The sequence below is a fragment of the Streptomyces sp. NPDC126510 genome (assembly GCF_040302345.1).
Lineage (GTDB): Bacteria > Actinomycetota > Actinomycetes > Streptomycetales > Streptomycetaceae > Streptomyces.
The window spans coordinates 23,061-46,616 of sequence record NZ_JBEORR010000022.1; the positions used below are offsets into that span (position 1 = coordinate 23,061).

Annotated in this window: 23 protein-coding genes; 14 read left to right on the forward strand and 9 right to left on the reverse strand. The window is 72.4% G+C overall.

Going from position 1 to position 23,556, the window contains the following annotated elements:
- Positions 1-8: 8 nt before the first annotated feature.
- Both ABTX60_RS27865 and ABTX60_RS27870 read right to left on the reverse strand, forming a co-directional pair.
- Complete coding sequence (locus ABTX60_RS27865; RefSeq protein WP_352099760.1) at positions 9-872, reverse strand: SigB/SigF/SigG family RNA polymerase sigma factor; 864 nt, start codon at positions 870-872, stop codon at positions 9-11.
- 199 nt (positions 873-1,071) lie between these two features.
- Positions 1,072-1,506: an ATP-binding protein gene (locus ABTX60_RS27870; RefSeq protein ID WP_352099761.1), complete on the reverse strand. Its 435-nt coding sequence runs from the start codon at positions 1,504-1,506 to the stop codon at positions 1,072-1,074.
- Positions 1,507-1,775: 269 nt separating this feature from the next.
- Here ABTX60_RS27870 and ABTX60_RS27875 point away from each other — a divergent pair, with 269 nt between their 5' ends.
- The 3 genes from ABTX60_RS27875 to ABTX60_RS27885 all read left to right on the forward strand — a co-directional run bounded on the left by ABTX60_RS27875 (position 1,776) and on the right by ABTX60_RS27885 (position 4,280).
- Positions 1,776-1,997 (forward strand): hypothetical protein, encoded by a 222-nt coding sequence (locus tag ABTX60_RS27875; protein WP_352099762.1) that lies wholly within the window; start codon positions 1,776-1,778, stop codon positions 1,995-1,997.
- A 69-nt stretch (positions 1,998-2,066) separates the two neighbouring features.
- Positions 2,067-3,536 (forward strand): aminotransferase class I/II-fold pyridoxal phosphate-dependent enzyme, encoded by a 1,470-nt coding sequence (locus tag ABTX60_RS27880; RefSeq protein WP_352099763.1) that lies wholly within the window; start codon positions 2,067-2,069, stop codon positions 3,534-3,536.
- A gap of 288 nt (positions 3,537-3,824) precedes the next feature.
- Entirely contained in the window at positions 3,825-4,280 is a 456-nt protein-coding gene (locus ABTX60_RS27885; RefSeq protein WP_352099764.1) for a cyclic nucleotide-binding domain-containing protein, read from the forward strand.
- A gap of 13 nt (positions 4,281-4,293) precedes the next feature.
- Here ABTX60_RS27885 and ABTX60_RS27890 read toward each other — a convergent pair whose 3' ends face one another.
- Positions 4,294-5,586, reverse strand: coding sequence for an MFS transporter (locus ABTX60_RS27890; RefSeq protein ID WP_352099765.1), 1,293 nt, complete (start codon positions 5,584-5,586; stop codon positions 4,294-4,296).
- Between the two features lie 83 nt (positions 5,587-5,669).
- Positions 5,670-6,287, reverse strand: coding sequence for a LysE/ArgO family amino acid transporter (locus ABTX60_RS27895; RefSeq protein WP_352099766.1), 618 nt, complete (start codon positions 6,285-6,287; stop codon positions 5,670-5,672).
- A gap of 69 nt (positions 6,288-6,356) precedes the next feature.
- On the opposite strand from ABTX60_RS27895, the gene ABTX60_RS27900 reads away from it, so the two are divergent.
- A complete protein-coding gene (locus tag ABTX60_RS27900) occupies positions 6,357-7,256 on the forward strand; it encodes a LysR family transcriptional regulator ArgP (RefSeq protein ID WP_352099880.1) in 900 nt (299 codons plus the stop codon).
- A gap of 4 nt (positions 7,257-7,260) precedes the next feature.
- On the opposite strand, the gene ABTX60_RS27905 is transcribed toward ABTX60_RS27900, so the two are convergent.
- A complete protein-coding gene (locus ABTX60_RS27905) occupies positions 7,261-7,968 on the reverse strand; it encodes a TetR/AcrR family transcriptional regulator (RefSeq protein WP_352099767.1) in 708 nt (235 codons plus the stop codon).
- Positions 7,969-8,073: 105 nt separating this feature from the next.
- Between ABTX60_RS27905 and ABTX60_RS27910 the strand changes: the two genes are divergently transcribed.
- Positions 8,074-9,291, forward strand: a complete 1,218-nt coding sequence (locus tag ABTX60_RS27910) for a saccharopine dehydrogenase family protein (RefSeq protein WP_352099768.1) — start codon at positions 8,074-8,076, stop codon at positions 9,289-9,291.
- Between the two features lie 103 nt (positions 9,292-9,394).
- Positions 9,395-9,649 (forward strand): WhiB family transcriptional regulator, encoded by a 255-nt coding sequence (locus tag ABTX60_RS27915; RefSeq protein WP_352099769.1) that lies wholly within the window; start codon positions 9,395-9,397, stop codon positions 9,647-9,649.
- 122 nt (positions 9,650-9,771) lie between these two features.
- Here the strand turns inward: ABTX60_RS27915 and ABTX60_RS27920 are convergent, their stop codons facing one another.
- Positions 9,772-10,215, reverse strand: a complete 444-nt coding sequence (locus ABTX60_RS27920) for a DUF6098 family protein (RefSeq protein WP_352099770.1) — start codon at positions 10,213-10,215, stop codon at positions 9,772-9,774.
- Between the two features lie 155 nt (positions 10,216-10,370).
- Here ABTX60_RS27920 and ABTX60_RS27925 point away from each other — a divergent pair, with 155 nt between their 5' ends.
- Entirely contained in the window at positions 10,371-10,721 is a 351-nt protein-coding gene (locus ABTX60_RS27925) for a DUF488 domain-containing protein (protein WP_352099771.1), read from the forward strand.
- Between the two features lie 30 nt (positions 10,722-10,751).
- Here the strand turns inward: ABTX60_RS27925 and ABTX60_RS27930 are convergent, their stop codons facing one another.
- Both ABTX60_RS27930 and ABTX60_RS27935 read right to left on the reverse strand, forming a co-directional pair.
- Positions 10,752-12,425: an FAD-binding dehydrogenase gene (locus ABTX60_RS27930; protein ID WP_352099772.1), complete on the reverse strand. Its 1,674-nt coding sequence runs from the start codon at positions 12,423-12,425 to the stop codon at positions 10,752-10,754.
- Between the two features lie 16 nt (positions 12,426-12,441).
- Positions 12,442-13,080 (reverse strand): TetR/AcrR family transcriptional regulator, encoded by a 639-nt coding sequence (locus tag ABTX60_RS27935; RefSeq protein WP_352099773.1) that lies wholly within the window; start codon positions 13,078-13,080, stop codon positions 12,442-12,444.
- 118 nt (positions 13,081-13,198) lie between these two features.
- Here ABTX60_RS27935 and ABTX60_RS27940 point away from each other — a divergent pair, with 118 nt between their 5' ends.
- The 3 genes from ABTX60_RS27940 to ABTX60_RS27950 all read left to right on the forward strand — a co-directional run bounded on the left by ABTX60_RS27940 (position 13,199) and on the right by ABTX60_RS27950 (position 15,957).
- Positions 13,199-13,822, forward strand: a complete 624-nt coding sequence (locus tag ABTX60_RS27940; protein WP_352099774.1) for an alpha-ketoglutarate-dependent dioxygenase AlkB — start codon at positions 13,199-13,201, stop codon at positions 13,820-13,822.
- Positions 13,823-13,936: 114 nt separating this feature from the next.
- Positions 13,937-14,683 (forward strand): MBL fold metallo-hydrolase, encoded by a 747-nt coding sequence (locus ABTX60_RS27945; RefSeq protein ID WP_352099775.1) that lies wholly within the window; start codon positions 13,937-13,939, stop codon positions 14,681-14,683.
- A gap of 41 nt (positions 14,684-14,724) precedes the next feature.
- On the forward strand, positions 14,725-15,957 hold the full coding sequence (locus ABTX60_RS27950; RefSeq protein WP_352099776.1) for a DUF4032 domain-containing protein: 1,233 nt from the start codon (positions 14,725-14,727) through the stop codon (positions 15,955-15,957).
- Between the two features lie 13 nt (positions 15,958-15,970).
- On the opposite strand, the gene ABTX60_RS27955 is transcribed toward ABTX60_RS27950, so the two are convergent.
- Positions 15,971-16,852, reverse strand: coding sequence for a universal stress protein (locus tag ABTX60_RS27955; protein ID WP_352099777.1), 882 nt, complete (start codon positions 16,850-16,852; stop codon positions 15,971-15,973).
- Positions 16,853-17,036: 184 nt separating this feature from the next.
- On the opposite strand from ABTX60_RS27955, the gene ABTX60_RS27960 reads away from it, so the two are divergent.
- The 4 genes from ABTX60_RS27960 (at position 17,037) to ABTX60_RS27975 (ending at position 23,542) form a co-directional block, all read left to right on the forward strand.
- On the forward strand, positions 17,037-18,713 hold the full coding sequence (locus ABTX60_RS27960; protein ID WP_352099778.1) for an NAD(P)/FAD-dependent oxidoreductase: 1,677 nt from the start codon (positions 17,037-17,039) through the stop codon (positions 18,711-18,713).
- Positions 18,710-20,155 carry an ATP-binding protein gene (locus ABTX60_RS27965; protein ID WP_352099779.1) on the forward strand — a complete coding sequence of 482 codons (1,446 nt, stop codon included), beginning with the start codon at positions 18,710-18,712 and terminating at the stop codon, positions 20,153-20,155. The genes ABTX60_RS27960 and ABTX60_RS27965 overlap by 4 nt, the downstream gene beginning before the upstream one ends.
- Positions 20,152-20,505 (forward strand): UBP-type zinc finger domain-containing protein, encoded by a 354-nt coding sequence (locus tag ABTX60_RS27970; RefSeq protein ID WP_352099780.1) that lies wholly within the window; start codon positions 20,152-20,154, stop codon positions 20,503-20,505. The genes ABTX60_RS27965 and ABTX60_RS27970 overlap by 4 nt, the downstream gene beginning before the upstream one ends.
- Positions 20,506-20,617: 112 nt before the next feature.
- Positions 20,618-23,542, forward strand: a complete 2,925-nt coding sequence (locus tag ABTX60_RS27975) for a helix-turn-helix transcriptional regulator (RefSeq protein WP_352099781.1) — start codon at positions 20,618-20,620, stop codon at positions 23,540-23,542.
- Positions 23,543-23,556: the final 14 nt, after the last annotated feature.

Consider the following 23,556-nt stretch of genomic DNA (forward strand, 5'->3'; position numbering starts at 1 on the left):
TCGGATGGTCAGGCCGTCGTGGAGGGGCCGCCGCTGCCCCGGTTGCCCGTCCGCTGCCCCATGACCTCGTCGCGTACCCGGGCGCAGCTGCGGCTGATGAGGCGGGAGACGTGCATCTGTGAGATGCCGAGGTGGTCGGCGATGCGGCTCTGGGTCATGTCCTCGAAGAAGCGCATGTAGAGGATGGCCCGTTCGCGCTCCGGCAGTCGGCGCAGGCCCTCCTTGGCGGACTCGCGGTCCACGACGACGTCGAAGGACGAGTCGGCCGCCCCGAGGGTGTCCGCGAGGCTGTAGCCGTCGTCGTCGGCCGAGAGTTCGGCGTCCAGCGACAGGGTGCTGAAGCTGTCCAGGGCCTCGAGCCCGGCGTTGACCTCTTCCTCGGTGAGGCCGGTGTGGGTGGCGAGATCCGCCACGGAGGGCTCGGGGCTGCCCGGGTTCTGGGTGAGTTCACGGCGTGCCACCCGCACCTTGTTGCGCAGTTCCTGCACACGGCGGGGCACCCGCAGGGCCCACATGCGGTCCCGGAAGTGCCGCTTGACCTCGCCGGTGATGGTCGGGACGGCGTAACTCTCGAAGGCACCCCGGCTCGGGTCGAACCGGTCGATGGCCTTCACCAGGCCCAGCGCGGCGACCTGCCGCAGATCCTCGATCGACTCTCCGCGGTCGCGGAAGCGGCCGGCGATGCGGTGGGCCATGGGCAGCCACAGGGTGACCAGTTCGTCGCGGACGGCCTCCCGTTCGGGACCCTCCTCCAGCTCCGCCATCCGGGCGAAGAGGGCGGCGGTGTCGGGGGCGTCGTCGTGACGCCGCCGGGAAGCGGGGGTCGTCGTTTCGGGCGTGCCGGGACGGTGGGTGGGCGTTTCGATGAGCATGCGGATTCGCTCCTGAACGGTGGTTTCAGGGACTGACCGCGGGAAGGATGCTGCCCGGATCGCCTGGAGGGCCTCCGGGGCAGCCATACCGCTCCCGCTGGGGCGCCTCCGGTCCGAAGCACGAATTTGCGTCTGCCCTGGGCCCGGGGGAACAAACTCCGCTTTGCAGTGCAATCTGTCGGGCGCTGCCTCACCGGCGTCAGAACAGGGGCACGACGGCGGTGATGCACTTGCCCCCGGAGGGCAGGTCCGACACCCGGACGTCGCGGGCGAGCCGGCAGACGATGGGCCAGCCGTGGCCGCCGTGCCGCATGCGTCCGTGCGGATCGGTGCGGGGCGCGGTCACGGGCAGCGCGTCACTGCGGTCGCTGACCGACACGCGCACGCCGGGATCGTCGACGTCCACGCGGAAGTCGGTGACACCGCCGCCGTGCAGGATCGCGTTGGTCGTCAGCTCCGAGGCCACGAGCAGCGCGTCGGACAGGGCGTTCGTGTCGCACGGGGTGTGGGTGGCCCGGCAGCGTTCGGCCACGGCCAGCTCCACCGCCCGGCGCGCCTCGGCGGGCTTGCACGGCCGGGCCCGGTGAGCGCCGGGCGGCTCGCCTACGGATTCGATCATGTGCTCCTCGCACATTCTGCAGCTCCCTGAAAACACGGACGGATGAACGGGTCCGGACCGCGTTCCGGGGCCGCCCGCAGGGGCCTGCCCGGGTCCTCGGACCCACTGCTTGCTCGACCTGCCGCGGCGTTCGGGGCGCGCACCGCGTGAGCGCCGCGGTCTTACTCTTCGGCTCACCTCTGACCGCACCTGCAAACCTCCGGTCCACCCGGAAGACCCGTGAAACGCGTCGAACGGCCGGTGCCGGTGCCATTTCCGCGCGCTGGGCGGGTACGCGGGGGTGCATGACCGATGTGGTGGATTCTGACGAGCTGTTGCGTCGCATCCGGCGTGCGAGGGAGTGCGCGGTGCAGGAGGAGCGGACGTGGCGGTCCAGGAGCGAGGAACTGGACGCGACCGACCCGCAGGGGGCCAGGGACGCGGCCGTGCGGCGGATGTCCTACGAGGCGGTGCTGCGGGTGCTGGACGAGATCGTGACGCCGGGCAAACACACGCCGGAGGGCTGACCGTACCGACGCCGGGGGCCGTCCGGGTGAGACCGGATTGCGGGGGCACACGCCGGGAACCCGGTGCGCATGACAGCCGACCACACGCGAGCACCGGTTCTGGATGCCCTGGACGAGTACCGACGCAAGGGGCATCTTTCGTTCACACCGCCCGGGCACAAGCAGGCCCGCGGCGCGGACCCGGCGGTCCGGGAGATCCTCGGTGACGCGGTGTTCCACGGGGACGTGCTGGCCTCGGGCGGTCTGGACGACCGGCTGACCCGTGGGCGGGTGCTGCAACGCGCGCAGGAGCTGATGGCCGACGCTGTGCATGCCGAGCACACGTTTTTCAGCACGTGCGGCAGCTCCCTGTCGGTCAAGGCCGCGATGCTGTCGGTCGCGGGACCGCACGAGAAACTCCTGGTCGGGCGTGACGCGCACAAGTCGGTGGTGGCGGGCCTGATCATCTCCGGTATCGAGCCGGTCTGGGTCGAGCCCCGCTGGGACGCCGAGCGGAACATCGCCCATCCCCCGTCGGCCGAGGAGTTCGACCGGGCCTTCGAGGCGCATCCGGACGCGCGCGGCGCCCTGGTCACGAGTCCCACGCCGTACGGGGGCTGTGCGGACCTGCGGGCGATCGCCGATGTGTGTCACCGGCGCTCACGGCCGCTGATCGTCGACGAGGCGTGGGGCGCGCACCTGCCCTTCCATCCCGATCTGCCGTCGTGGGCGATGGACGCGGGCGCGGACATCTGCGTGACCAGCATCCACAAGATGGGCAGTGGTCTGGAACAGGGGTCGGTCTTCCACCTCCAGGGCGATCTGGTGCCGCCGGAGCTGCTGGGGATGCGTGCGGACCTGCTGGGCACCACCAGCCCGTCGGTGCTGATCTTCGCGGGTCTCGACGGCTGGCGGCGGCAGATGGCGCTGCACGGCAAGGAACTGATGGGCGGTGCGCTGGCCCTCGCGGCCGAGGTCCGGGCCTCCATCGAGGAGATCGACGGTCTGCACGTGAACGACCGGGACGACTTCTGCGGTCCGGGTCTGGCCGACGACCTCGACCCGCTGCCCGGCGTCATCGACCTCACCGGACTCGGGATCACGGGTTTCCAGGCGGCGGACTGGCTGCGCGAGCACCGGCGGATCGACGCGCATCTGGTGGACCACCGCCGTATCGGCGCGCAGATCACCCACGGCGACGACCGGGAGACCACCGGGCAGTTGCTGGAGGCGCTGCGGGACCTGGCGCGGGTCGCGCCGGATCTGCCCCGGGCGCCGCGGGTGGAGGTGCCGTCGCCGGCGGAGCTGCGGATGGAGCAGGCGGTGCTGCCCCGGGACGCGTTCTTCGGCCCGGCCGAGGCCGTGCCGGTGTCCGAGGCGGCCGGGCGGGTCGCGGCCGAGATGATCACGCCGTATCCCCCCGGTATCCCCGCCGTCCTCCCCGGTGAGCGTCTGACCGAGCCGGTGCTGGCGTACTTGCGGACGGGGCTGGAGGCGGGCATGCACCTGCCCGACCCCGAGGACCCGGAGCTGGAGACGGTGCGGGTGCTCGCGCGGTGACCCGGGCGTGAAACGGGTCACGCAACCCGGTCTTCGGGTGCGCGTCCGCCCCCCGAATGGTTTACGGTTCATATACGTGGTGACGGAGTCGACTCCTGGTCCTCCGTGCATCACCGCTTACGGCCCTGGCTGGTCCCCCCCCGTCCAGCCAGGGCTTTTTCATGCCCGGGCGACCCCTCCGAAGAAGTCGCGTACGCCGAGGTGCCCACGGCCCCCGCAGCGGCTGAAATGGGCTTAGGACCCTGGACACAGCACCGCAGTCGACCGCCCGGCGAGGAGCTCCGCGTCATGACCAAAGCGATCAAACTCCTGACCGCCCTGCCTCCGCCCCAGCGGCAGCGCCTGATGACGCTCGCCCGGGAGGTGTCCTTCCCCGAGGACACCCGGATCTTCGAGGCGGACGGCACGGCCGACCGCTTCTGGGTCATCCGCTCCGGCGCCGTCTCCCTGGACCAGCAGGTGAACTCCCTGCAGCGGGTGACCGTGGCCAGCCTCGGCGCGGGCGACCTGCTCGGCTGGTCCTGGCTGTTCCCGCCGTACACGTGGGACTTCGGCGCGGTGGCGTTCAGCCCGGTGCGGGCCTACGAGTTCGACGCGGGGGCTGTGCTGGAGCTGTGCCGGGAAGACCCGGAGCTCGGGATGATGCTGGTGCGCAACGTCGCCGAGGTGCTCGCCCACCGGCTGGAGATGACCCGCGGAAAGCTGATGGAGCAGTACACGCTGCACCGGCGCGGAGTCCTGTGAGCCGCGTGGGGCCTCACACCCGGTAGCGGCGCAGCGCCGGTACCGCGGTGGCCAGCACCAGCATCACCACGACGACCAGCAGCCCGCCGCCCGCGACGGCCGTGCGGGGGCCGACGGCGGAGCCGGCGGTGCCGTGCAGCACATCGGCCAGGCGTGGCCCGCCCGCCACGACGACCGTGAAGACGCCCTGCATGCGGCCGCGCATCTCGTCGGTGGCGGCGGACAGCAGGATCGCCCCGCGGAAGACCATGGAGACCATGTCGGCCACCCCGGCCACGGCGAGGCAGGCCACCGCCACCCAGAGGTTGCCGCTCAGCCCGAAGCCCATGATGGCCACGCCCCAGACGACGACCGCCCCGATGACCATCAGGCCGTGCCGCCGGGCCCGGGAGAAGGTGCCGGAGAACAGTCCGCCCAGCACGGCGCCGACGGGGATGGCCGCGAACAGCAGGCCCAGCGCGAGCCCTTCGCCGTACGAGGCGTAGGTCTGGGAGGCGAGCTGCGGGAAGAGGGCACGGGGCATGCCGAGGACCATGGCGACGATGTCGGCGAGGAAGGACAGCAGCAGCACGGTGTGGCCGGAGATGTAGCGGAAACCGGCGGCGATCTCCTTCACGCCCGCGCGCCGCGCCACCGTGCCGGCCAGGGGCGGCAACGCGGGCAGCCGGTACACGGCCCAGACCGTCACGCACAGCGCCAGCGCGTCGATGAGGTACAGCTCGGGCAGGCCGACGACGGGGATGAGGGCGCCGGCGAGCAGCGGGCCGGCCACCTGGCCGGTCTGCATCACCGTCGAGCCGAGGGCGCCCGCGGCGGGCAGTTCGTCCGCGGGGACCAGCCGGGCGATGGAGGCGCTGCGGGCCGGTGCGTTCAGGCCCCAGAAGGCCTGCTGCACGGCGAGCAGCAGCATCAGAGCGGCCACCGATTCCACGCCGGCGAAGGCCTGGAGCCAGAACAGCAGCGAGGTGACGGCGATGCCGCTGTTGGTGAGCAGCAGCAGCTTGCGCCGGTCCATGGTGTCGGCGATGGCCCCGCCCCACAGCGCGAACACGATCAGGGGCACGAGGCCGGCCAGGCTCGCGGCGCCCACCCAGGCCGATGAGCCGGTGATGTCGTAGACCTGCTTGGGGACGGCGACGGCGGTGAGCTGGCTGCCGACGGCCGTGACGACGGTCGAGCCCCACAGCCGGCGGTAGGCGGGGCGGCGCAGGGGGCGGGTGTCCATCGCCCAGCGCCGCAGGCCGCGCCGCCGGGGCGCCTGAGGTTCGGGTTCTCGCTCTTGTGTTGTGTTCTCGCTCGTGTCCACGCGCCGCTTCCTGGATGCTCGCTACATCTTTCCGGGCGGGGATCACTATCGCACCGGCCCGTCGGCGGCCCGCGTCCGAGGTGTCAGCTGCCGACGATGAGCACGGCACCGAGCACGATCATGGTGGCGGCGACCAGGCCGTCCAGGACGCGCCAGGCGGCGGGCCTGGCGAGGAATCGGCCGAGCATGCGGGCGCCGAACCCGAGGGCGGTGAACCAGCACAGGCTGGCCAGCACGGCGCCGAGGCCGAAGGTCCAGCGCAGCGCACCGTGGTCGGCGGCGACGGACCCCAGCAGGAACACGGTGTCGAGGTAGACGTGCGGGTTGAGCCAGGTCATCGCCAGGCAGGTGAGCACGGCCCGGCGCACCGACCCGGCCGCCTCCCCCTCGGTCCGCAGTGCGCCCCCGTCCGGCCGGAACACCCGGCGGGCGGCCAGGGCGCCGTAGCACAGCAGGAAGGCGCCGCCGATCCAGCCGACCACCGTGAGGGCACCCGGCCACTTCACCACCACCGCGCCGACCCCGCCGACCCCGAGCGCGATGAGTGCCGCGTCGGACAGGGCGCAGATCCCGACGACGGCGAGGACGGCCTGGCGGCGGATGCCCTGCCGCAGGACGAAGGCGTTCTGGGCGCCGATGGCGACGATGAGGGACAGTCCGGTGCCGAAACCGGCGGCGCCGGCGGTGAAGGTGCTGGTCATGGCATCGACGCTAGGGGGACTCGCAGGTCGGGTCCAGCTAAGGATTCTTACGTATCATTAGCCCACATGATGATGACCGATCTCCCCCTGGACCAGGTGCGGACCCTGCTCGCCGTCGTGGACGAGGGGACGTTCGACGCGGCGGCGGCCGCGCTGCACGTGACGCCGTCGGCGATCAGCCAGCGGGTGAAGGCGCTGGAACAGCGCACGGGGAGGGTCCTGCTGCTGCGGACCAAGCCGGTGCGGCCGACCGAGTCGGGCGAGGTCCTGGTGCGGCTGGCCCGCCAGGTGGCACGGCTGGAGCACGACGCCCAGGCGGAGCTCGGACTGAGCGGTGCCGGGGAGCCGACCCGGGTGTCGGTGGCGGTGAACGCCGACTCGCTGGCCACCTGGTTCCTCCCCGTACTCACCCGCGTACCGCAGGAGCTGCGGCTCTGCTTCGAGCTGCGCCGCGAGGACGAGGACCACACGGCGGCCCTGCTGCGGGAGGGTGCGGTGATGGCGGCGGTGACCTCGTCGCCGGATCCCGTGCCGGGCTGCTCCGTGCGGCCGCTCGGCCGGATGCGCTATCTGCCCGTGGCCGCGCCGGCCTTCGCCGCGCGGCACCTCGGCGGGCCCCTGGCGCAGGCACTCGGTGAGGTGCCGGTGGTGGTCTTCGACCGGCGTGACGACTTCCAGGACGGTTTCGTGCGCGGGCTCACCCGGGGGCGCGGCGGCGCGAGCGCGCTGCGGCACTACGTGCCGACCTCGGAGGGCTTCGTCGAGGCCGTCGCCGCCGGGCTGGGCTGGGGCCTGGTGCCGGAACCCCAGGCGGACCCCCTGCTGCGTGACGGCCGGCTCGTCGGCATCGCCCCGCGCCGCACGGTCGACGTGCCGCTGTACTGGCAGCAGTGGAAGCTCGACTCGCCGGCGCTCGCGCAGGTGGCTCAGACGGTGACGGCGACCGCGGCGCAGGCACTGCGGGCGTGACACCTCAGTCCCGCGAGGACTCCAGCCGGGCCGCCGCGCTGTCCAGCAGCATCTCCAGGGCCGTCGGATAGGCGCTGGTGAGCATGCGGGTGGCCAGCAGCGGCGCCGCCTCGGCGATGCGGGGGTGGGTGCCGGCGGGCAGGCGGGCGTAGGTGGAGCGCCACATGTCCTCGTCGGCGTGCAGCGCGTCGCTGGGCAGGGCCAGCGAGGCGGCGTCCAGGGCGGCGAAGGCCAGCGTCTGGTCGATGAAGGCGTGGTAGATGCGCACGGTGTCGGGCAGCGGGAAGCCGGCCGTGCGCAGGACGTCCAGGACGGCCTCGTCGGCGGCCAGCTCATGGGCCCGGCCCGTGACGCGGTTCGTCGTCAGCAGGGCGGCCTGCGGATGGGCGAGGTACGCGGCGTGGATGCGCAGTCCGAAGGACCGCAGGTCCGCCCGCCACTCCCCCGTGCGCCGCCAGCCCTGAAGCGCCTGGCCGATGAGCGCGTCGCCGATGGCGAGGGTCAGCTCGTCCATGCCCCGGAAGTACCGGTAGAGCGTGCTCGGGTCGGCGTCGAGCGCGAGGCCGAGCCGGCGGGCGGTCAGCCCCGCGCTGCCGTGCTCGCGCAGCATGCGCAGCGCCGTCTCGACGATCAGCTCCTCGGACAGCACGGTGCCGCTCTTGGTCGGCCTGCGTCGTCGGCGTTTCTCCTCGGGCACCACGGGCTTGGGCACGACGGGCTCCTCCCCTTATGCCAACGCCATTGACCTTATGTCACGGGGCGGCGTTTCATCTCTCCAAGGGCGCGTCACGTTCTTCGTAAATAGGGAGTTTCTGTCATGCGTGTACTGCTCGTGGGAGCCGGTGGTGTCGGCGGGGCCATCACCCGGATCGCGGCCCGGCGGCCGTTCTTCGAGGCCATGGTGGTGGCCGACTACGACCCCGGCCGCGCCGAGGCGGCGGTCGCGGCGCTCGGCGGCGACACGCGTTTCACGGCGGAACAGGTCGACGCGGGCGACGAGAGTGCCGTCGCGCGCCTGCTCGCCCGGCACCGCTGCGACGTCCTCCTCAACGCCACCGACCCCCGCTTCGTGATGCCGCTGTTCCACGCGGCCCGCACCGCGGGCGCCACCTATCTCGACATGGCGATGTCGCTGTCCCGTCCGCACGCCGAGCGACCGTACGAGGAGTGCGGGGTCAAGCTCGGCGACGAGCAGTTCGCTCAGGCCGCGGACTGGGAGAAGGAGGGGCTGCTGGCCCTCATCGGCATGGGCGTGGAGCCGGGCCTTTCGGACGTCTTCGCACGGTACGCCGCCGACGAACTCTTCGACGACATCGAGGAGATCGGCATCCGCGACGGCGCGAACCTGGCCGTCGACGGCTACGACTTCGCACCCTCGTTCAGCATCTGGACCACCATCGAGGAGTGCCTCAACCCGCCGGTCGTCTACGAGGGCGGGAAGGGCTGGTTCACCACCGAGCCGTTCAGCGAGCCCGAGGTCTTCGACTTCCCCGAGGGCATCGGACCGGTCGAGTGCGTGAACGTGGAGCACGAGGAGGTGCTGCTCGTCCCGCGCTGGGTCGACGCCCGCCGGGTGACCTTCAAGTACGGCCTGGGCCGGGAGTTCGTCGAGACGCTGCGGACGCTGCACCTGCTGGGCCTGGACCGCACCGAACCGGTCACCGTGCCCGGGCCGGACGGGCCGGTGAAGGTCTCGCCCCGGGACGTGGTCGCAGCGTGCCTGCCCGACCCGGCGACGCTGGGCGAGCGGATGCACGGCAAGACGTGTGCGGGCACCTGGGTGCGGGGCGTGAAGGATGGTGAGCCGCGCGAGGTGTACCTCTACCACGTGGTCGACAACCAGTGGTCCATGGCCGAGTACGGCTCCCAGGCCGTGGTGTGGCAGACGGCGGTCAACCCCGTCGTCGCGCTCGAACTCCTCGCGACGGGTGCCTGGTCCGGTGCCGGAGTACTCGGCCCGGAGGCCTTCCCCGCCCGGCCGTTTCTGGACCTGCTGACGGACTACGGCTCCCCCTGGGGCATGCGGGAGCAGTGAACGACTGTCCGGGAACGCCCTGTTTCACCGGGCATCGACAGGTCACCCGAAAGAGAGTAAGCATCCGAGAGAGCACGTTTCTACTGCGATGCAGGTGACTTCGATGGACAACTGGCGAGACCACGCTGCCTGTCGGCGCGAGGACCCCGAGCTCTTCTTCCCGATCGGCACCTCCGGCCCGGCTCTGTTGCAGACGGAGCAGGCCAAGGCCGTGTGCCGACGGCGCTGCCCCGTCCAGGAGCAGTGCCTGCAATGGGCCCTGGACACGGGGCAGTCCATCGGCGTGTGGGGCGGGACGAGCGAGAACGAACGGCGCGCGCTGAAGCGCCGCACGGCCGCCCGCCGCCGCTCCGGCTGACACCGGCCACCACCCCTGGGGGTCCTGGTGCCGCGGTGGGCGACGTTCGCCACTCCTTGACGGCGAACGTCGCCCGCCGCGGCACCAGCCGTGCTGCGCCGCATCGGCTGCGCCACGCCGCACTAGCCGCGCCGCAGCGGCCCCCAGGGGTTTCCCTGCCGGGCCACCTCCGCCTTCGCCTCGTCGATCACCCGCTGGTCGAGCCGGCACACCGGGCGGACGTCGGTGACCAGCGGTTCGTTGTCGGGCCCGCGGGCGGTCTCCTTGCCGACGAGCACCCAGGGGTGCACGCCCGGTCCCTTGTCGTGCGGAAGATGCGCGTAGTCGTGCAGACGGCGGGCCACCCAGACCCGCACCGGCCGGCCCTCCCACCACTCCTCGACGCCGAGCGGGCTGGCGGACAGCCCCGGCAGCGGCACGCCCGTCAGGTCGTCGGTGCTGGACACCTCGCGGAGATCGGTCTCCGGGCCGCGCGACCAGCGGACGTACAGGCCCCGGTGCCGTTCGACGAGCTCGGCGAGTTCGTCGAGTGACCGTACGACCCGCAGATCGTCCTGTGCGCTCATGCCATGACCTCCTTTCTCGAAGCGTTCGACGTGGTCAGGCGGACGGAGTACCCGCCCGGCACCAGCGGAACCGGCCGTTCGGTACCGAGCGGTGCGGGCGCCCGGCCGGGGTTAGGCTCGCGGCACACCCGTACCGCCGTGGAGAGGAGCCGACCATGAGCGTGCGCGTGCGCCGTGTCTACGATCCCGCCGAGCCGGAGGACGGTGCTCGGGTCCTGGTCGACCGGCTGTGGCCGCGCGGCCTGGCCAAGGACGCGGCGCGGGTGGACGAGTGGCCGAAGGCGCTCACCCCCTCGACGGAGCTGCGCCGCTGGTACCACGCGGGCGGTGCTTCGTACGAGGAGTTCGCCGAGCGGTACGAGGCGGAGCTCGCCTCGGAGGAGGCGTCCGCGGCGCTCGACGGTGTGCGTGAGCTGGCCCGTGCGGGCGACGTGACCCTGCTGACCGCCTCGAAGACGCCCCAGCAGAGCCACGCCACCGTGCTGGCCCGCCTCCTCGCATCCTGAGGTCCCGAGGAGACGGTCCGTCGCTCCGGGTCAGGCGGTCTGCTTGGCGGCCGCCCGCCCCGCCGCCCGGCCCGAGAAGAGGCAGCCGCCGAGGAAGGTGCCCTCCAGGGCGTTGTAGCCGTGGACGCCGCCGCCGCCGAATCCCGCCACCTCGCCGGCCGCGTACAGTCCGTCGATCGGCTTGCCGTCGTTCCCGAGGGCGCGCGAGTCCAGGTCGGTCTGGATGCCGCCGAGGGTCTTGCGGGTGAGGACGTGCAGCTTGACGCCGATCAGCGGTCCGGCCGCCGGGTCGAGGATGCGGTGCGGGGTGGCGACCCGGCCGAGGCGGTCGCCGATGTAGCGGCGGGCGTTGCGGATGCCCTGCACCTGGGCGTCCTTGGCGTAGGGGTTGGCGATCTGCAGGTCGCGGGCCTCGATCTGGCGCTTGATCCCGGCCGCGTCGAGCAGCGGCTTGTCGGTGAGCGCGTTCATCTTCTCGACGAGCTGCTCGACACCGGCCGCGGTGACGAAGTCGGCGCCCTTGCGCAGGAACGCGTCGACCGGTCCGGGCGCGCCCTTGCCGAGAATGCGTTCCTTGAGGAATCCGGCACGGTCCTTGGCGGTGATGTCGGGGTTCTGCTCGGAGCCCGACAGGGCGAACTCCTTCTCGATGATCTTCTGCGTGAGGATGAACCAGGAGTGGTCGTACCCGGCGATGTCCTCGGTGGTGCGCAGGTGCTTCAGGGTGCCGAGGGTGTCGTAGCCGGGCAGGAAGGGCCCGGGCAGGCGGCGGCCGAGGGCGTCGAACCACATCGAGGAGGGTCCGGGCAGGATGCGGATGCCGTGGCCGGGCCAGATCGGGTCCCAGTTCCGCAGGCCCTCGGTGTAGTGCCACATGCGGTCGCGGTTGACCAGCCGGACGCCCGCCTCGGCGCTGATGTCGAGCATCCGCCCGTCGACGTAGGCGGGGACGCCGGTGACCATCTCGCGCGGCGGGGTGCCGAGGCGCTCGGGCCAGTAGCGGCGGACGATGTCGTGGTTCGCGCCGATGCCGCCGCTGGTGACGATGACGGCCTGGGCGGTCAGTTCGAAGTCGCCGATCGCGTCGCGGTTGGAGGCGACGCCCCGGGGTGCGCGGTCCTCGGCCAGGACGGTGCCGCGCACGCCCCGGGTGGTGCCGTCCTCCACGACGAGCGCGTCGACGCGGTGGCGGTGGTGGAAGGTGAGCAGTCCGTCGCGGGCGGCCTGCTCGGCGTACCGAACGAACGGTTCGACCACGCCGGTGCCGGTGCCCCAGGCGACGTGGAAGCGGGGCACGCTGTTGCCGTGCCCGTGGGCCGTGAGGTCGCCGCGTTCGGCCCAGCCGACGGTGGGCAGGAACGTGATGCCGTGCCCGTCGAGCCAGGACCGCTTCTCCCCCGCGGCGAACTCGACGTAGGCGCGGGCCCAGCGCACGGCCCAGGAGTCCTCGTCCTCCAGCCGGTCGAAGCCGGCACTGCCGCGCCAGTCGCTCCAGGCGAGGTCGAAGGAGTCCTTGACGCCCAGGCGGCGCTGCTCCGGCGAGCCGACGAGGAACAGGCCGCCGAAGGACCAGAAGGCCTGGCCGCCGAGGTTGCCCGCGTTCTCCTGGTCGACGAGGGCGACCCGCCGGCCCCTGCTGGTCAGCTCGTGCGCCGCGACCAGGCCGGCGAGACCTGCTCCGACGACGATGACATCGGCATCCATGCCGACCGTCCCTTCCTCAGTGCTTCGTGTGATCGGGGGTGCCGCTGCCGTCGGTCAGCAGGGCCGTGAGCAGTTGCTTCAGCCAGGCGCGGGCGTGGTCCAGGTCCCGGTCCAGCAGCAGTTGCGTGGTGACACCGTCGTACGCGGCGACCACGGCACGGGCGGCGCCGTCGGTGTCGCCCAGCACGGCGGGCAGTGCGGTGTGCCCGCGGGCCCGGCCGAGCCGGTCGGCGATGGCCAGCCGCAGCCGCGCGCGGTGTTCGAGCAGGCTGCGCGCCACCTCCGGGTCTCGGGCGGCGTGCACGAGGAAGTCCGTCTTCACCAGGAGCCAGTCGCGGTCGAGGAGCAGCACGTCGGTGACGCGGTCCACGGCGGCGGGTACGTCGAGGCCGGGTCCGTCGAGAGCGAGCACGCCGGACACCTGCTCGGCGATCAGGTCGGCCCGCTCGCGGTAGAGGGCGAAGAACAGCTCGTCGAGGCTGGAGAAGTTGGAGTAGAAGGCACCCCTGCTGTAGCCGGCGGCCTCGCAGACCTCCTCGATCGAGACGTGGCCGAAGCCTTTGGCCGCGAACACGGAGAACGCCGCGCGGAGGAGGTTGGCGCGGGTGTGGACCCGGCGCCTGGTCACGCGTCCGGTGGTTTTGTCGGCCGCCACGCCCGGCCTCCTTTCGATCCCGTGAGCCTTCGATACAGGACTGTATTGGATACATGAACGTATCGAAAGAGGGGCCTCACCATGGAACATATTTTCGATTCCGAGGTACGCTGGCAGCATGCACCTCCAGGGCTCCCTCTTCGACCAGGCCGACGAGCTGCGGCTCGGCCCTCTGGACGGGATCCGCCGTACCGACCTCGGCTTCGGCGCCTGGCTCGACGTGCTTTCCGGGTGGCTCAGCGGTTCGGACGAACTGTTCGAACAGCTGGCGGCCGGGGTCCCGTGGCGGGCCGAGCGGCGCACCATGTACGACAACGTCGTCGACGTGCCCCGGCTGCTCGCGTTCTACGCCGCCGAGGATCCCTTGCCCCACCCGGTGCTTACCGAGGCGCGCAACGCGCTGAGCGCCCACTACGGGGAGGAACTGGGCGAGCCCTTCGCGACGGCCGGGCTGTGCTACTACCGCGACGGCCGGGACAGCGTGGCCTGGCACGGCGACCGCATCGGGCGCGGAGCCCGCGAGGACACGATGGTCGCGATCCTGTCCGTGGGCGCGCCCCGCGATCTGCTGCTGCGCCCGATGCGGGGCGGCCGCGACACGGTGCGCCGTCCGCTGGGCCACGGCGATCTCGTCGTGATGGGCGGCTCCTGCCAGCGCACCTGGGAGCACTCCGTGCCCAAGAGCACGCGTGCCGCGGGCCCGCGCATCAGCATCCAGTTCCGTCCGCACGGCGTGCACTGAGCCTGCCGAACGCCCGCGCTCCCCAGGGCCGTTGAGACGGACCCGGCGATTCCGCCTGCCGGGGGTTCTGCTTTGCTACTCCGGTCGGGCCGGGACCATGCAAGGCGGGCGATCATGCGGGCGGACGTACACCACGTCGCGGACGGCACCTATCTGGTGCACGGCTCCGACACCAACTGGGTGATCCTCACCGAGGGGGACGCCGTGACGCTGGTCGACACCGGGTACCCCGGCGACCGGGAGCAGGTCCTCGGCTCGCTCGCCGAGGTCGGCCACTCCCCGGAGGCGGTCGCCGCCGTGCTGATCACCCACGCGCACAACGACCACCTGGGCTCCGCCGAGTACCTGCGCACCGCCTACGGCACGCCCGTGTACCTGCACGAGGCCGAAGTGCCGCACGCCCGGCGCGACTTCCTGCACCAGGTGTCCCTGGGGACAGTGCTGGGCAACGGCTGGCGACCGGGTGTGCTCCCGTGGGCGGTGCGCGCGCTGCGCTCCGGCGGCACGGTGCACAACCCGGTCACGGCCCCCGAGCCGTTCCCGCGCGCCGGCGCCCTGGACCTGCCCGGGCGGCCGGTGCCCGTGCACACACCGGGTCACACCGGCGGGCACTGCGCCTACCACCTGCCCGGCACCGGGGTGCTGATCTCCGGGGACGCCCTGGTCAGCGGGCACCCCACGGCACGCGTCGAGGGGCCGCAGCTGTTGCCGGAGATGTTCCACCACGAGCGGCCGCGGGCCCTGGCCTCATTGGACGTCCTGGCGGAGCTGGAGGGCGAGCTGCTGCTCCCCGGGCATGGACCCGTCCATCGTGGGCCGGTGCGGGACGCCGCCCTGAGGGCCCGCGAACGCGCCCTCTAATCTGATGTGACGATCGGCGGCGAGACAAGGACACCCGGCCCATGGCACTGCAGATCAGCGCGACCAACCCGGAGCACCCCGCGCTCCTGCTCGAACTGCCGTGGGACGTGCCTCTGGAGGAGTGGCCGGAGGAGTACCTGGTGCCGCTGCCGCGCGGCATCTCCCGGCACGTGGTGCGCTACTCCCGGGCGGGCGACGAGGTGATCGCCGTCAAGGAGCTGGCCGAGCGCCCGGCCCTGCGCGAGTACGACATGCTGCGCGATCTGGACCGGCTCGGCATCCCGTCGGTGGACCCGCTGGCCGTGGTCACCGGCCGCACCGACGCGAGCGGCGCCCCGCTGGAGAGCGTCCTGGTCACCCGGCACCTGGGCGGCTCGATGCCCTACCGCTCCATGTTCGAGACGACCATGCGCCCGGCCACCATGCACCGGCTCATGGACGCGCTCGCCGTGCTCCTGGTACGGCTGCACCTCGCCGGGTTCGCCTGGGGCGACTGCTCGCTGTCCAACACCCTGTTCCGGCGTGACGCGGGCGCCTACGCCGCGTACCTGGTGGACGCCGAGACCGGTGACCTGCATCCGCAGCTCAGCTCCGGGCAGCGGGAATACGACCTCGATCTCGCCCGGGTGAACATCAGCGGGGAGCTGCTGGACCTGGAGGCGTCCGGGGCGCTGCACCCGTCGGTGGACCCGATCGAGTTCGGCATGGAGATCTGCGCCCGCTACCGCGGCCTGTGGGACGAGCTGACCCGGGCCTCCGTCTACCCGGCGGGCAAGTACCACTACATAGAACGCCGGATCCGCCGCCTGAACGACCTCGGGTTCGACGTCGCCGAGATGCAGATCGAGCACGCCTCCAACGGCGACACGGTCAGTTTCGTGCCCAAGGTCGTCGACGCGGGCCACCACCAGCGGCAGTTGCTGCGCCTGACCGGGCTGGACACGGAGGAGAACCAGGCCCGGCGGCTGCTGAACGATCTGGAGAGCTGGATGGCGACCCAGGACGACTACGCGCCGGGTGACCCCCTGGGCGCGCGCCCCGAGGTCCTGGCCCACCGCTGGGTGCGGGAGGTCTTCCGGCCGACCGTGCGGGCCGTGCCGCTCGAACTGCGCGGCGCGATGGACCCGGCGGAGATCTACCACCAGCTCCTCGAACACCGCTGGTACATGTCCGAGCGGGCCCAGCACGACATCGGCCTCGACGCGGTGGTCGAGGACTACATCCAGCACATCCTGCCCAAGGCCAGGAAGACGCTGCAGCCGACGGCGGAGTGAGGGGCCGGCGCCCTCACATGGGCGGCACCACCGCCACCGGGCAGTCGGCGTGGTGCAGCATCCCGTGGGCCACCGAGCCGATGCGCGCCCCGACGGCCGTGCGATGGGCCCGGCGGCCCACGACCATCAGCTGCGCCGTCCCGGCCACCGACAGCAGCACCTGGCCGGCGCTGCCCATCTCCACGTGCTCCTCCACCGGCACGTCGGGGAAGCGGTCACGGAACGGCCGCAGCGCGGCGGCCAGGCTCTTCCGCTCGTACGGCTCCAGTCCCCCGGCCTCGTCGAGAAGCTTCAGCGAGCCGGGGCTGTAGGCGAAGACGGGCGGCAGGTTCCAGGCCCGTACGACCCGCACGGTGGCCCCCCGCGCGGCGGCCGTCTCGAAGGCGAAGCGCAGGGCGTCGGCGCTGTCCTCCGGGTCGCCCTGCTGGCCCACGACGATCTCCCGCCCGGCGGCCTCGGACGAGGGCCGGTCGCCGGACCGGACCAGCACCACGGGCCGGGTGGCCTCGGCGATCACCTGCCGGCCGATCGAGCCGAGCAGGAATCCCACGATGCGGCCGTGCCCGCGCGAGCCGAGGACCAGCATCTCGGCGTCGGCCGCGGCGGCGACCAGCGTGCCGGCGACCGGACCCTCGATGACATCGGTGGTCACCGCGAGCTCCGGGTGCTGTTCGGTGACGGTCCCGACGGCCTCGGTCACCGCGCTGTGCACCCACTCGGCCTGGCTGTCCGCGTCCGTGGCGACCGCGGTCTCGACCAGCTCCGGCGTCTGGACCCGCCAGGCGTGCACCACGCGCAGCGGCCGGTCGCGCCGGACGGCCTCCCGCGCCGCCCAGGCGAGGGCCGCGAGGCTCTCCTGCGATCCGTCGACCCCTGCGGTGATCGGGCGTGTCATCCCGCTGCCTCCCTGTGAACGTCACTGTGCCGCCCAGTCTTCACCACCGCCGCGGTTGCCCGCGCCCGTCGGAGCCGATCTCCGTATCGGAGCGCGGCACCGCGATCGAACATACGATGGGCTGAGGTCGGCGCGGTGCTCCGGGACGCCGTGCCGTGAGTCGACCGCCCGGCGTGGGGGACGTATGGCACAGGCCGCCGATTCGGCGCGGACCGTCATCATGACCGTGGACGACGACCCGGGTGTCTCCCGGGCCGTGGCCCGGGACCTGAGGCGGCGGTACGGCGCGTCGTACCGGATCGTGCGGGCGGAGTCCGGCGCGTCCGCGCTGGACGCGCTGCGGGAGCTGAAGCTGCGCGGTGATCTCGTGGCCGTGATCCTGGCCGACTACCGGATGCCGCAGATGAACGGCATCGAGTTCCTCGAACAGGCCCTCGACGTCTACCCGGGCGCGCGGCGCGTGCTGCTGACCGCGTACGCGGACACGAACGCCGCGATCGACGCGATCAACGTCGTCGACCTCGACCACTACCTGCTCAAACCGTGGGACCCGCCCGAGGAGAAGCTGTACCCGGTCCTCGACGACCTGCTCCAGGCCTGGCGGTCCAGCGACTACAGGCCGGTGCCCAGCACGAAGGTCGTCGGGCACCGCTGGTCCTCGCGCTCCTCGGACGTACGGGAGTTCCTGGCCCGCAACCAGGTGCCCTACCGCTGGTACTCCTCCGACGAGCCGGAGGGGCGGCGGCTGCTGGCCGCGGCCGGCGAGGACGGGTTGCGGCTGCCGGTGGTGATCACGCCGGACGGGACCCCGCTGGTCGAACCGGAGGCCGTCGACCTCGCCACCCGCGTCGGGCTGGCGACGACCCCGACGGCCGACTTCTACGACCTGGTCGTCATCGGCGGCGGCCCTGCGGGGCTCGGCGCGGCCGTCTACGGCGCCTCCGAGGGCTTGCGGACCGTGCTGGTGGAGCGGTCGGCGACCGGCGGGCAGGCGGGACAGAGTTCGCGCATCGAGAACTACCTCGGCTTCCCCGACGGCGTGTCGGGAGCGCAGCTGACCGACCGGGCCCGGCGGCAGGCGACGAAGTTCGGCGCCGAGATCCTCACCGCGCGCGAGGTGACGGCCCTGGAGGTCAACGGCGCCGCCCGGATCGTACGGTTCTCCGACGGCTCGGCGGTGGCGGCGCACAGCGTGATCCTGGCGACCGGCGTGTCCTACCGTCAGCTGGCGGCGCCCGGCTGCGAGGAACTGACCGGCTGCGGGGTGTACTACGGGTCGGCCCTGACGGAGGCGCCCTCCTGCCAGGACCAGGACGTGTACATCGTCGGCGGCGCCAACTCCGCCGGACAGGCGGCGATGTACCTGTCCCGGGGCGCCAAGTCGGTGACGCTGCTGGTGCGCGGCGAGTCACTGGCGGCGTCGATGTCGCACTACCTGATCCAGCAGATCGAGGAGTCGCCCAACATCCAGGTCCGGGCCCGCACGGTCGTCGAGTCGGCGCACGGCGACGGCCGGCTGGAGCGGCTGACCCTGCGGGACGTGGACAGCGGGCAGACCGAACAGGTCGACGCGCAGTGGGTGTTCGTGTTCATCGGGGCGGCACCGCTGACCGACTGGCTGGACGGGACGGTGCTGCGGGACGAGCGCGGGTTCATCCTGGCCGGGCCCGACCTGAGCCCCGACGGCCGGCCGCCCGAGGACTGGGAGCTGGACCGGCCGCCTTACCACCTGGAGACCAACGTGCCCGGCGTGTTCGTGGCGGGCGACGCCCGCTCGGAGTCCGCCAAGCGGGTCGCGTCCGCCGTCGGAGAGGGAGCCATGGCCGTCATGCTCGTCCACCGGTACCTGGAGCAGTCATGAGCGGGCAGGCGGTGCCGTGCAACCCGCAGGAGATCGGGGCGCTGTTCCTGTTCGAGAAGCTCACGCCGGAGCAGCTCGGCCGGTTGTGCGCCGAGGGGCGGGTGGAGCGGTTCGAGCCCGGGCCGGTGTACACCGAGGGCGAGCCCGCGACCTGCTTCTACGTGATGCTCGAAGGCACGGTGGTGCTGTACCGCCGGGTCGGGGCGGACGACGTGGAGGTGACCCGGACCTCGCAGCGCGGGGTGTACGCGGGGTCCATGCAGGCGTATCTGGGCGACCGGGTGCGGCAGGTCTACAACAACTCCATGCGCGTCACGGAGCCGACGCGGTTCTTCGTACTGCCCGCCGGCACGTTCGCGGACATCATGCAGGAGTGGTTCCCGATGGCGGTGCATCTGCTGGAGGGGCTGTTCTTCGGTTCGAAGAGCACCCAGCGGGCCATCGGGCAGCGTGAACGGCTGCTGGCGCTGGGGTCGTTGTCCGCGGGGCTCACGCACGAGCTCAACAACCCGGCCGCGGCGGCCGTACGGGCGACCGCGACGCTGCGGGAGCGGGTCGGCAAGATGCGCCACAAGCTGGCGATCATCGCGCAGGGTTCGTACTCCCCGGAGGTCATGGCGAACCTCATCGACATCCAGGAGCGCACGGCCGAGCGGGTCGCGAAGGCACCCGCGCTGAGTCCGCTGGAGGCCTCCGACCGGGAGGACGCCGTGACCGACTGGCTGGACGACCAGGGCATCCCGGAAGGCTGGCGGATCGCGCCCACCTTCGTCCAGGCCGGCCTCGACGTCGACTGGCTGGACCAGGTCGCGGCGGCGGTGGACGAGGACATCCTGCCCAGCGCGATCGGGTGGCTCAACTACACCGTCGAGACCGAGCTGCTGATGGACGAGATCAACGACTCGACCACCCGCATCTCCCATCTCGTCGACGCGGCGAAGCAGTACTCGCAGCTCGACCGCGCGCCCTTCCAGAACGCCGACGTGCACGAACTCCTCGACTCCACCCTGCTGATGCTGTCCGGCAAGATCGGCAAGGAGATCAAGGTCGTCAAGGACTACGACCGTGCGCTGCCGAAGATCCCCGCGTATCCCGCGGAGCTCAACCAGGTGTGGACGAACCTCATCGACAACGCGGTCGCGGCGATGAACAGTACGGGCGGGGAGGGAACGCTGACCGTGCGGACGGCCGCGGAACACGACCGGCTGCTGGTCGAGTTCCGGGACACGGGCGTCGGCATTCCGGCACAGGACCGGGAGCGGATCTTCGATCCCTTCTTCACCACCAAGCCGGTGGGCGAGGGGACCGGGCTGGGGCTCGACATCTCCTGGCGGATCGTGGTCAACAAGCACCATGGCAGCATCCGGGTGGAGTCGGAGCCGGGGAACACGCGTTTTCAGGTGCTGCTGCCGCTGACAGCGGTCGAGGAGGAGTCTGCATGAGTGGCGAGAACGGGATCGACCCGAGTGCGCGGCCCAGCGGCAGCGGGTGTGCCGAGTGTGACGCGGCCGGCGGCTGGTGGTTCCATCTGCGGCGGTGTGCGCAGTGCGGGCACGTGGGGTGCTGTGACAGTTCACCGGCGAAGCACGCGACGGGGCACTTCCGGGAGACCGGGCATCCGTTCGTGCAGAGCTTCGAGCCGGGTGAGGACTGGTACTGGAACTATGAGACCAACGAGCTGTACGAGGGCGGGCCGGAGCTGGCGGAGCCGGTGAGTCATCCGGCCGATCAGCCGGCGCCGGGGCCGGCGGGGCGGGTGCCCGCTGACTGGGCGAAGGTCCTGCGCGCCTGAGCGCCCGGGGTTCGCTGTCCGGTGGCGGCCGCGGGTCGTGTGCGGTTGGTCGCGCCCCCGCGGCGGAGCCGCACCCTGTCCACGTCCCGCGCATGAAAAGAAGGTTGGTTCTGTGCCACAGGCATCATCCGCCACGCCGGTGGTCGGGCGGGATCCTGAACTCGATCGGCTTTCCGGCGTGCTGGGGCGTGCGCGCGCCGGCGAGACGCGGGCCGTACTCGTGGGCGGGGATGCGGGAGTCGGCAAGACGCGATTGCTGGACGAGATCTCGGTTCGGGCCGCCGACTCCGGCATGACCGTGCTCACCGGGCACTGTGTGGATCTCGGAGACGTGGGTCTGCCCTATCTGCCGTTCACCGAACTTCTCGGGGTGCTCGCCACTGACGAACGGTTCGCCGGTGCTCTCGCCGCTCATCCTGTGGTCGAGCGGCTGCTGGGGTCCGGGACCGACTCCGTACGGGACGTGGACGGGCGGCTGCGGCTGTTCGAGGGGATGGCGGGCCTGCTGGCGGAGGTCGCGGAGTCCGCGCCGCTGCTGCTCGTGCTGGAGGACCTGCACTGGGCGGATCAGTCGTCGCGGGATCTGCTGCGGTTCCTGCTGGGCCGGGGCGTGCTCCGGCACCGGCTGGCGGTGTTCGCCTCGTACCGGGCCGACGACCTGCACCGCCGGCATCCGCTGCGGCCGCTGCTGGCGGAGCTGGTGCGGTTGCCCGTCGTCGAGCGGCTGGAGCTGCGGCCGCTGGCCGATCCCGACGTGGACCGGCTGGTGCGGGCCCTGGAGCCCCGGCCGCTACCGGACGCCACGGTGCGGCGGATCGTGGAGCGGGCCGAGGGGAACGCCTTCTACGCGGAGGAGTTGCTCGCGGCCACCGACACCGAGTCGGGCGGTGTGCCCAGCGGACTCGCCGACGTGCTGCTGATCCGTTTCGAGCAGCTCTCCGAGAGGGCGCAGCAGGTGCTGCGGACCGCCTCCGTCGCCGGGCGCCGGGTGGAGCACGACCTGCTGCGGGAGGCGGCCGGGCTGCCGGAGGCGGAGCTGGAGTCGGCGCTGCGTGAGGCGGTGGGGCGGCAGCTGCTCGTCGCCGGTGACGGGGACACGTACTCCTTCCGGCACGCGCTCGCCCGCGAGGCCGTCTACGCCGATCTGCTGCCCGGGGAGCGGGCGAGGCTGCACGGCGCGTTCGCACGGCTGCTCGCCGGCCGCGGGCGGGCCGAGAGCGCCGCCGAACGCGCCCATCACTACCGGGAGAGCCACGACCTCCCCGAGGCGCTGGCCGCATCGCTGGAGGCCGCCGATCACGCCCAGCGGGTCGGTGCGCCGACCGAGGAGCAACGGCATCTCGAAGCGGCCCTGGACCTGTGGCCGGCGGTCGGTCCCGGGTCCCGGCCCCCGGGCGTCGAACGGGTGACGCTGACGCTGCGGGCGTCGGCGGCGGCCGCGCACGCCGGGGAGCTGCACCGGGCGGTGTCCCTCGCCCGGTCCGCGCTGGCCGGACTCGGCCAGGACGCCGAGTCCGAACTCGCCGCGCGGGTCCGCTACACCCTCGCCGGGAACCTGCTGAGCGTGGACAGCCTGACGGCGGCGTTCGCCTACAGCAGCGAGGCACTGGCGATGATCCCGGAGGACCCTCCGTCCCCGACGTGGGTGTGGGCGGCGGCCACGCATGTCCTGGCGGCACGTCACGTCGGGGAGAACGAGACCGCGCTCGAGGTCGCCCGCCGGGCCCTGGGGGTGGCGGAGCGGCTGCGGGTGTCGGACGCCCAGGCGGACCTGCTGATCTCCCTGGCCGTTTTCGACGGCGAGGGGCGGCGGGGCTCGGAGGGCCGGCAGCGGCTGGTCAAAGCCCGGGAACTGGCGCGGAGTTCGGGCAACGCGCCCGTGGAGCTGCGCGCCCTGTTCAACCTGGCCATGGGCTGTTACGAGTCCGGCGCCCTGGCGGAGTGCGTGCCCTGGCTGACGGAGGGCCTGGACCGGGCCCGCCGCGCCGGGCTGCTGTCGTCGACCTATCCGCTGGAGATGCGCTACCTGCGGCTGTTGGTGCTGAACGTGCTGGGCCGCTGGGACGAGTGTCTGCGCGCGGCGGCGGCCGACGCCGACGTGCTGCCGGCCGCCGGCGGCTACACGATGGGTCCCGCCCTGTACGTCACCCTCGCGCGCGGTGACTTCGCGGCCGAGGACCGGGCCCGTGCCCTGCTGGACGGGCCGTTCGACTGGATGGCCACCCTCGTCGCGGGCATCGTGCTCACCGACGCGGCGGCGTTGCGCTCGGACCCCGAGGACGCGGTGCGGTGGATGCGGTCGACGGTCGAGGGCCTCATCGACGAGGCGGGTGTCCGCCCGGACGTCACGGTGCGGCTCGCCGCGCTGGCGCTGTCGGCGGTGGCCGACGCGGCGGCCGGACTGCGGTCGGCCGGCGACGAGGCCGGAGCCCGTCGCTGGACGGACACCGCGACCGAACTGGTGGACGTGGCGCGGACGATGGCGACCCGTGACGACGGCACGCCCCAGGGCCCCGAGGGACAGGCGTGGCTGGCCCGGGCCGAGGCGGAGTGGACCAGGGCCGTGTCGGGGCCGGACGCGGCCGCCTGGTCGAGGGTGGTGACGGCGTTCGGCTACGGCGACGTCTACGAGCGGGCGCGGTGCCGGCTGCGGTACGCCGAGGCTCTGGTGGCGGCCGGGCGGCGCGAGGAGGCGGCGTCCGAGGCCCGGGCGGTACGGGAGACCGCGGACCACCTCGGTGCCACGCCGCTGCGCGAACGGGCGGACGACCTGATCCGGCGCGGCCGGCTGTCGGACAGGCCCGGCAGCGACGACCGGGCGGCCGTCCTCACGGCGCGCGAGCAGGACGTGCTGCGGCTGCTCGCCCTCGGCCGCAGCAACCGGCAGATCGGCGAGGAGCTGTTCATCAGCGGCAAGACGGCAAGCGTCCACGTCTCCAACATCCTCGCCAAGGTGGGCGCGTCCAACCGCGGCGAGGCCGTGGCGATCGCCTACCGCGAGGGTTTGATCGCCCCGGAGCCGACGGCGTCCGGCTGACCGCCCGGGCAGCT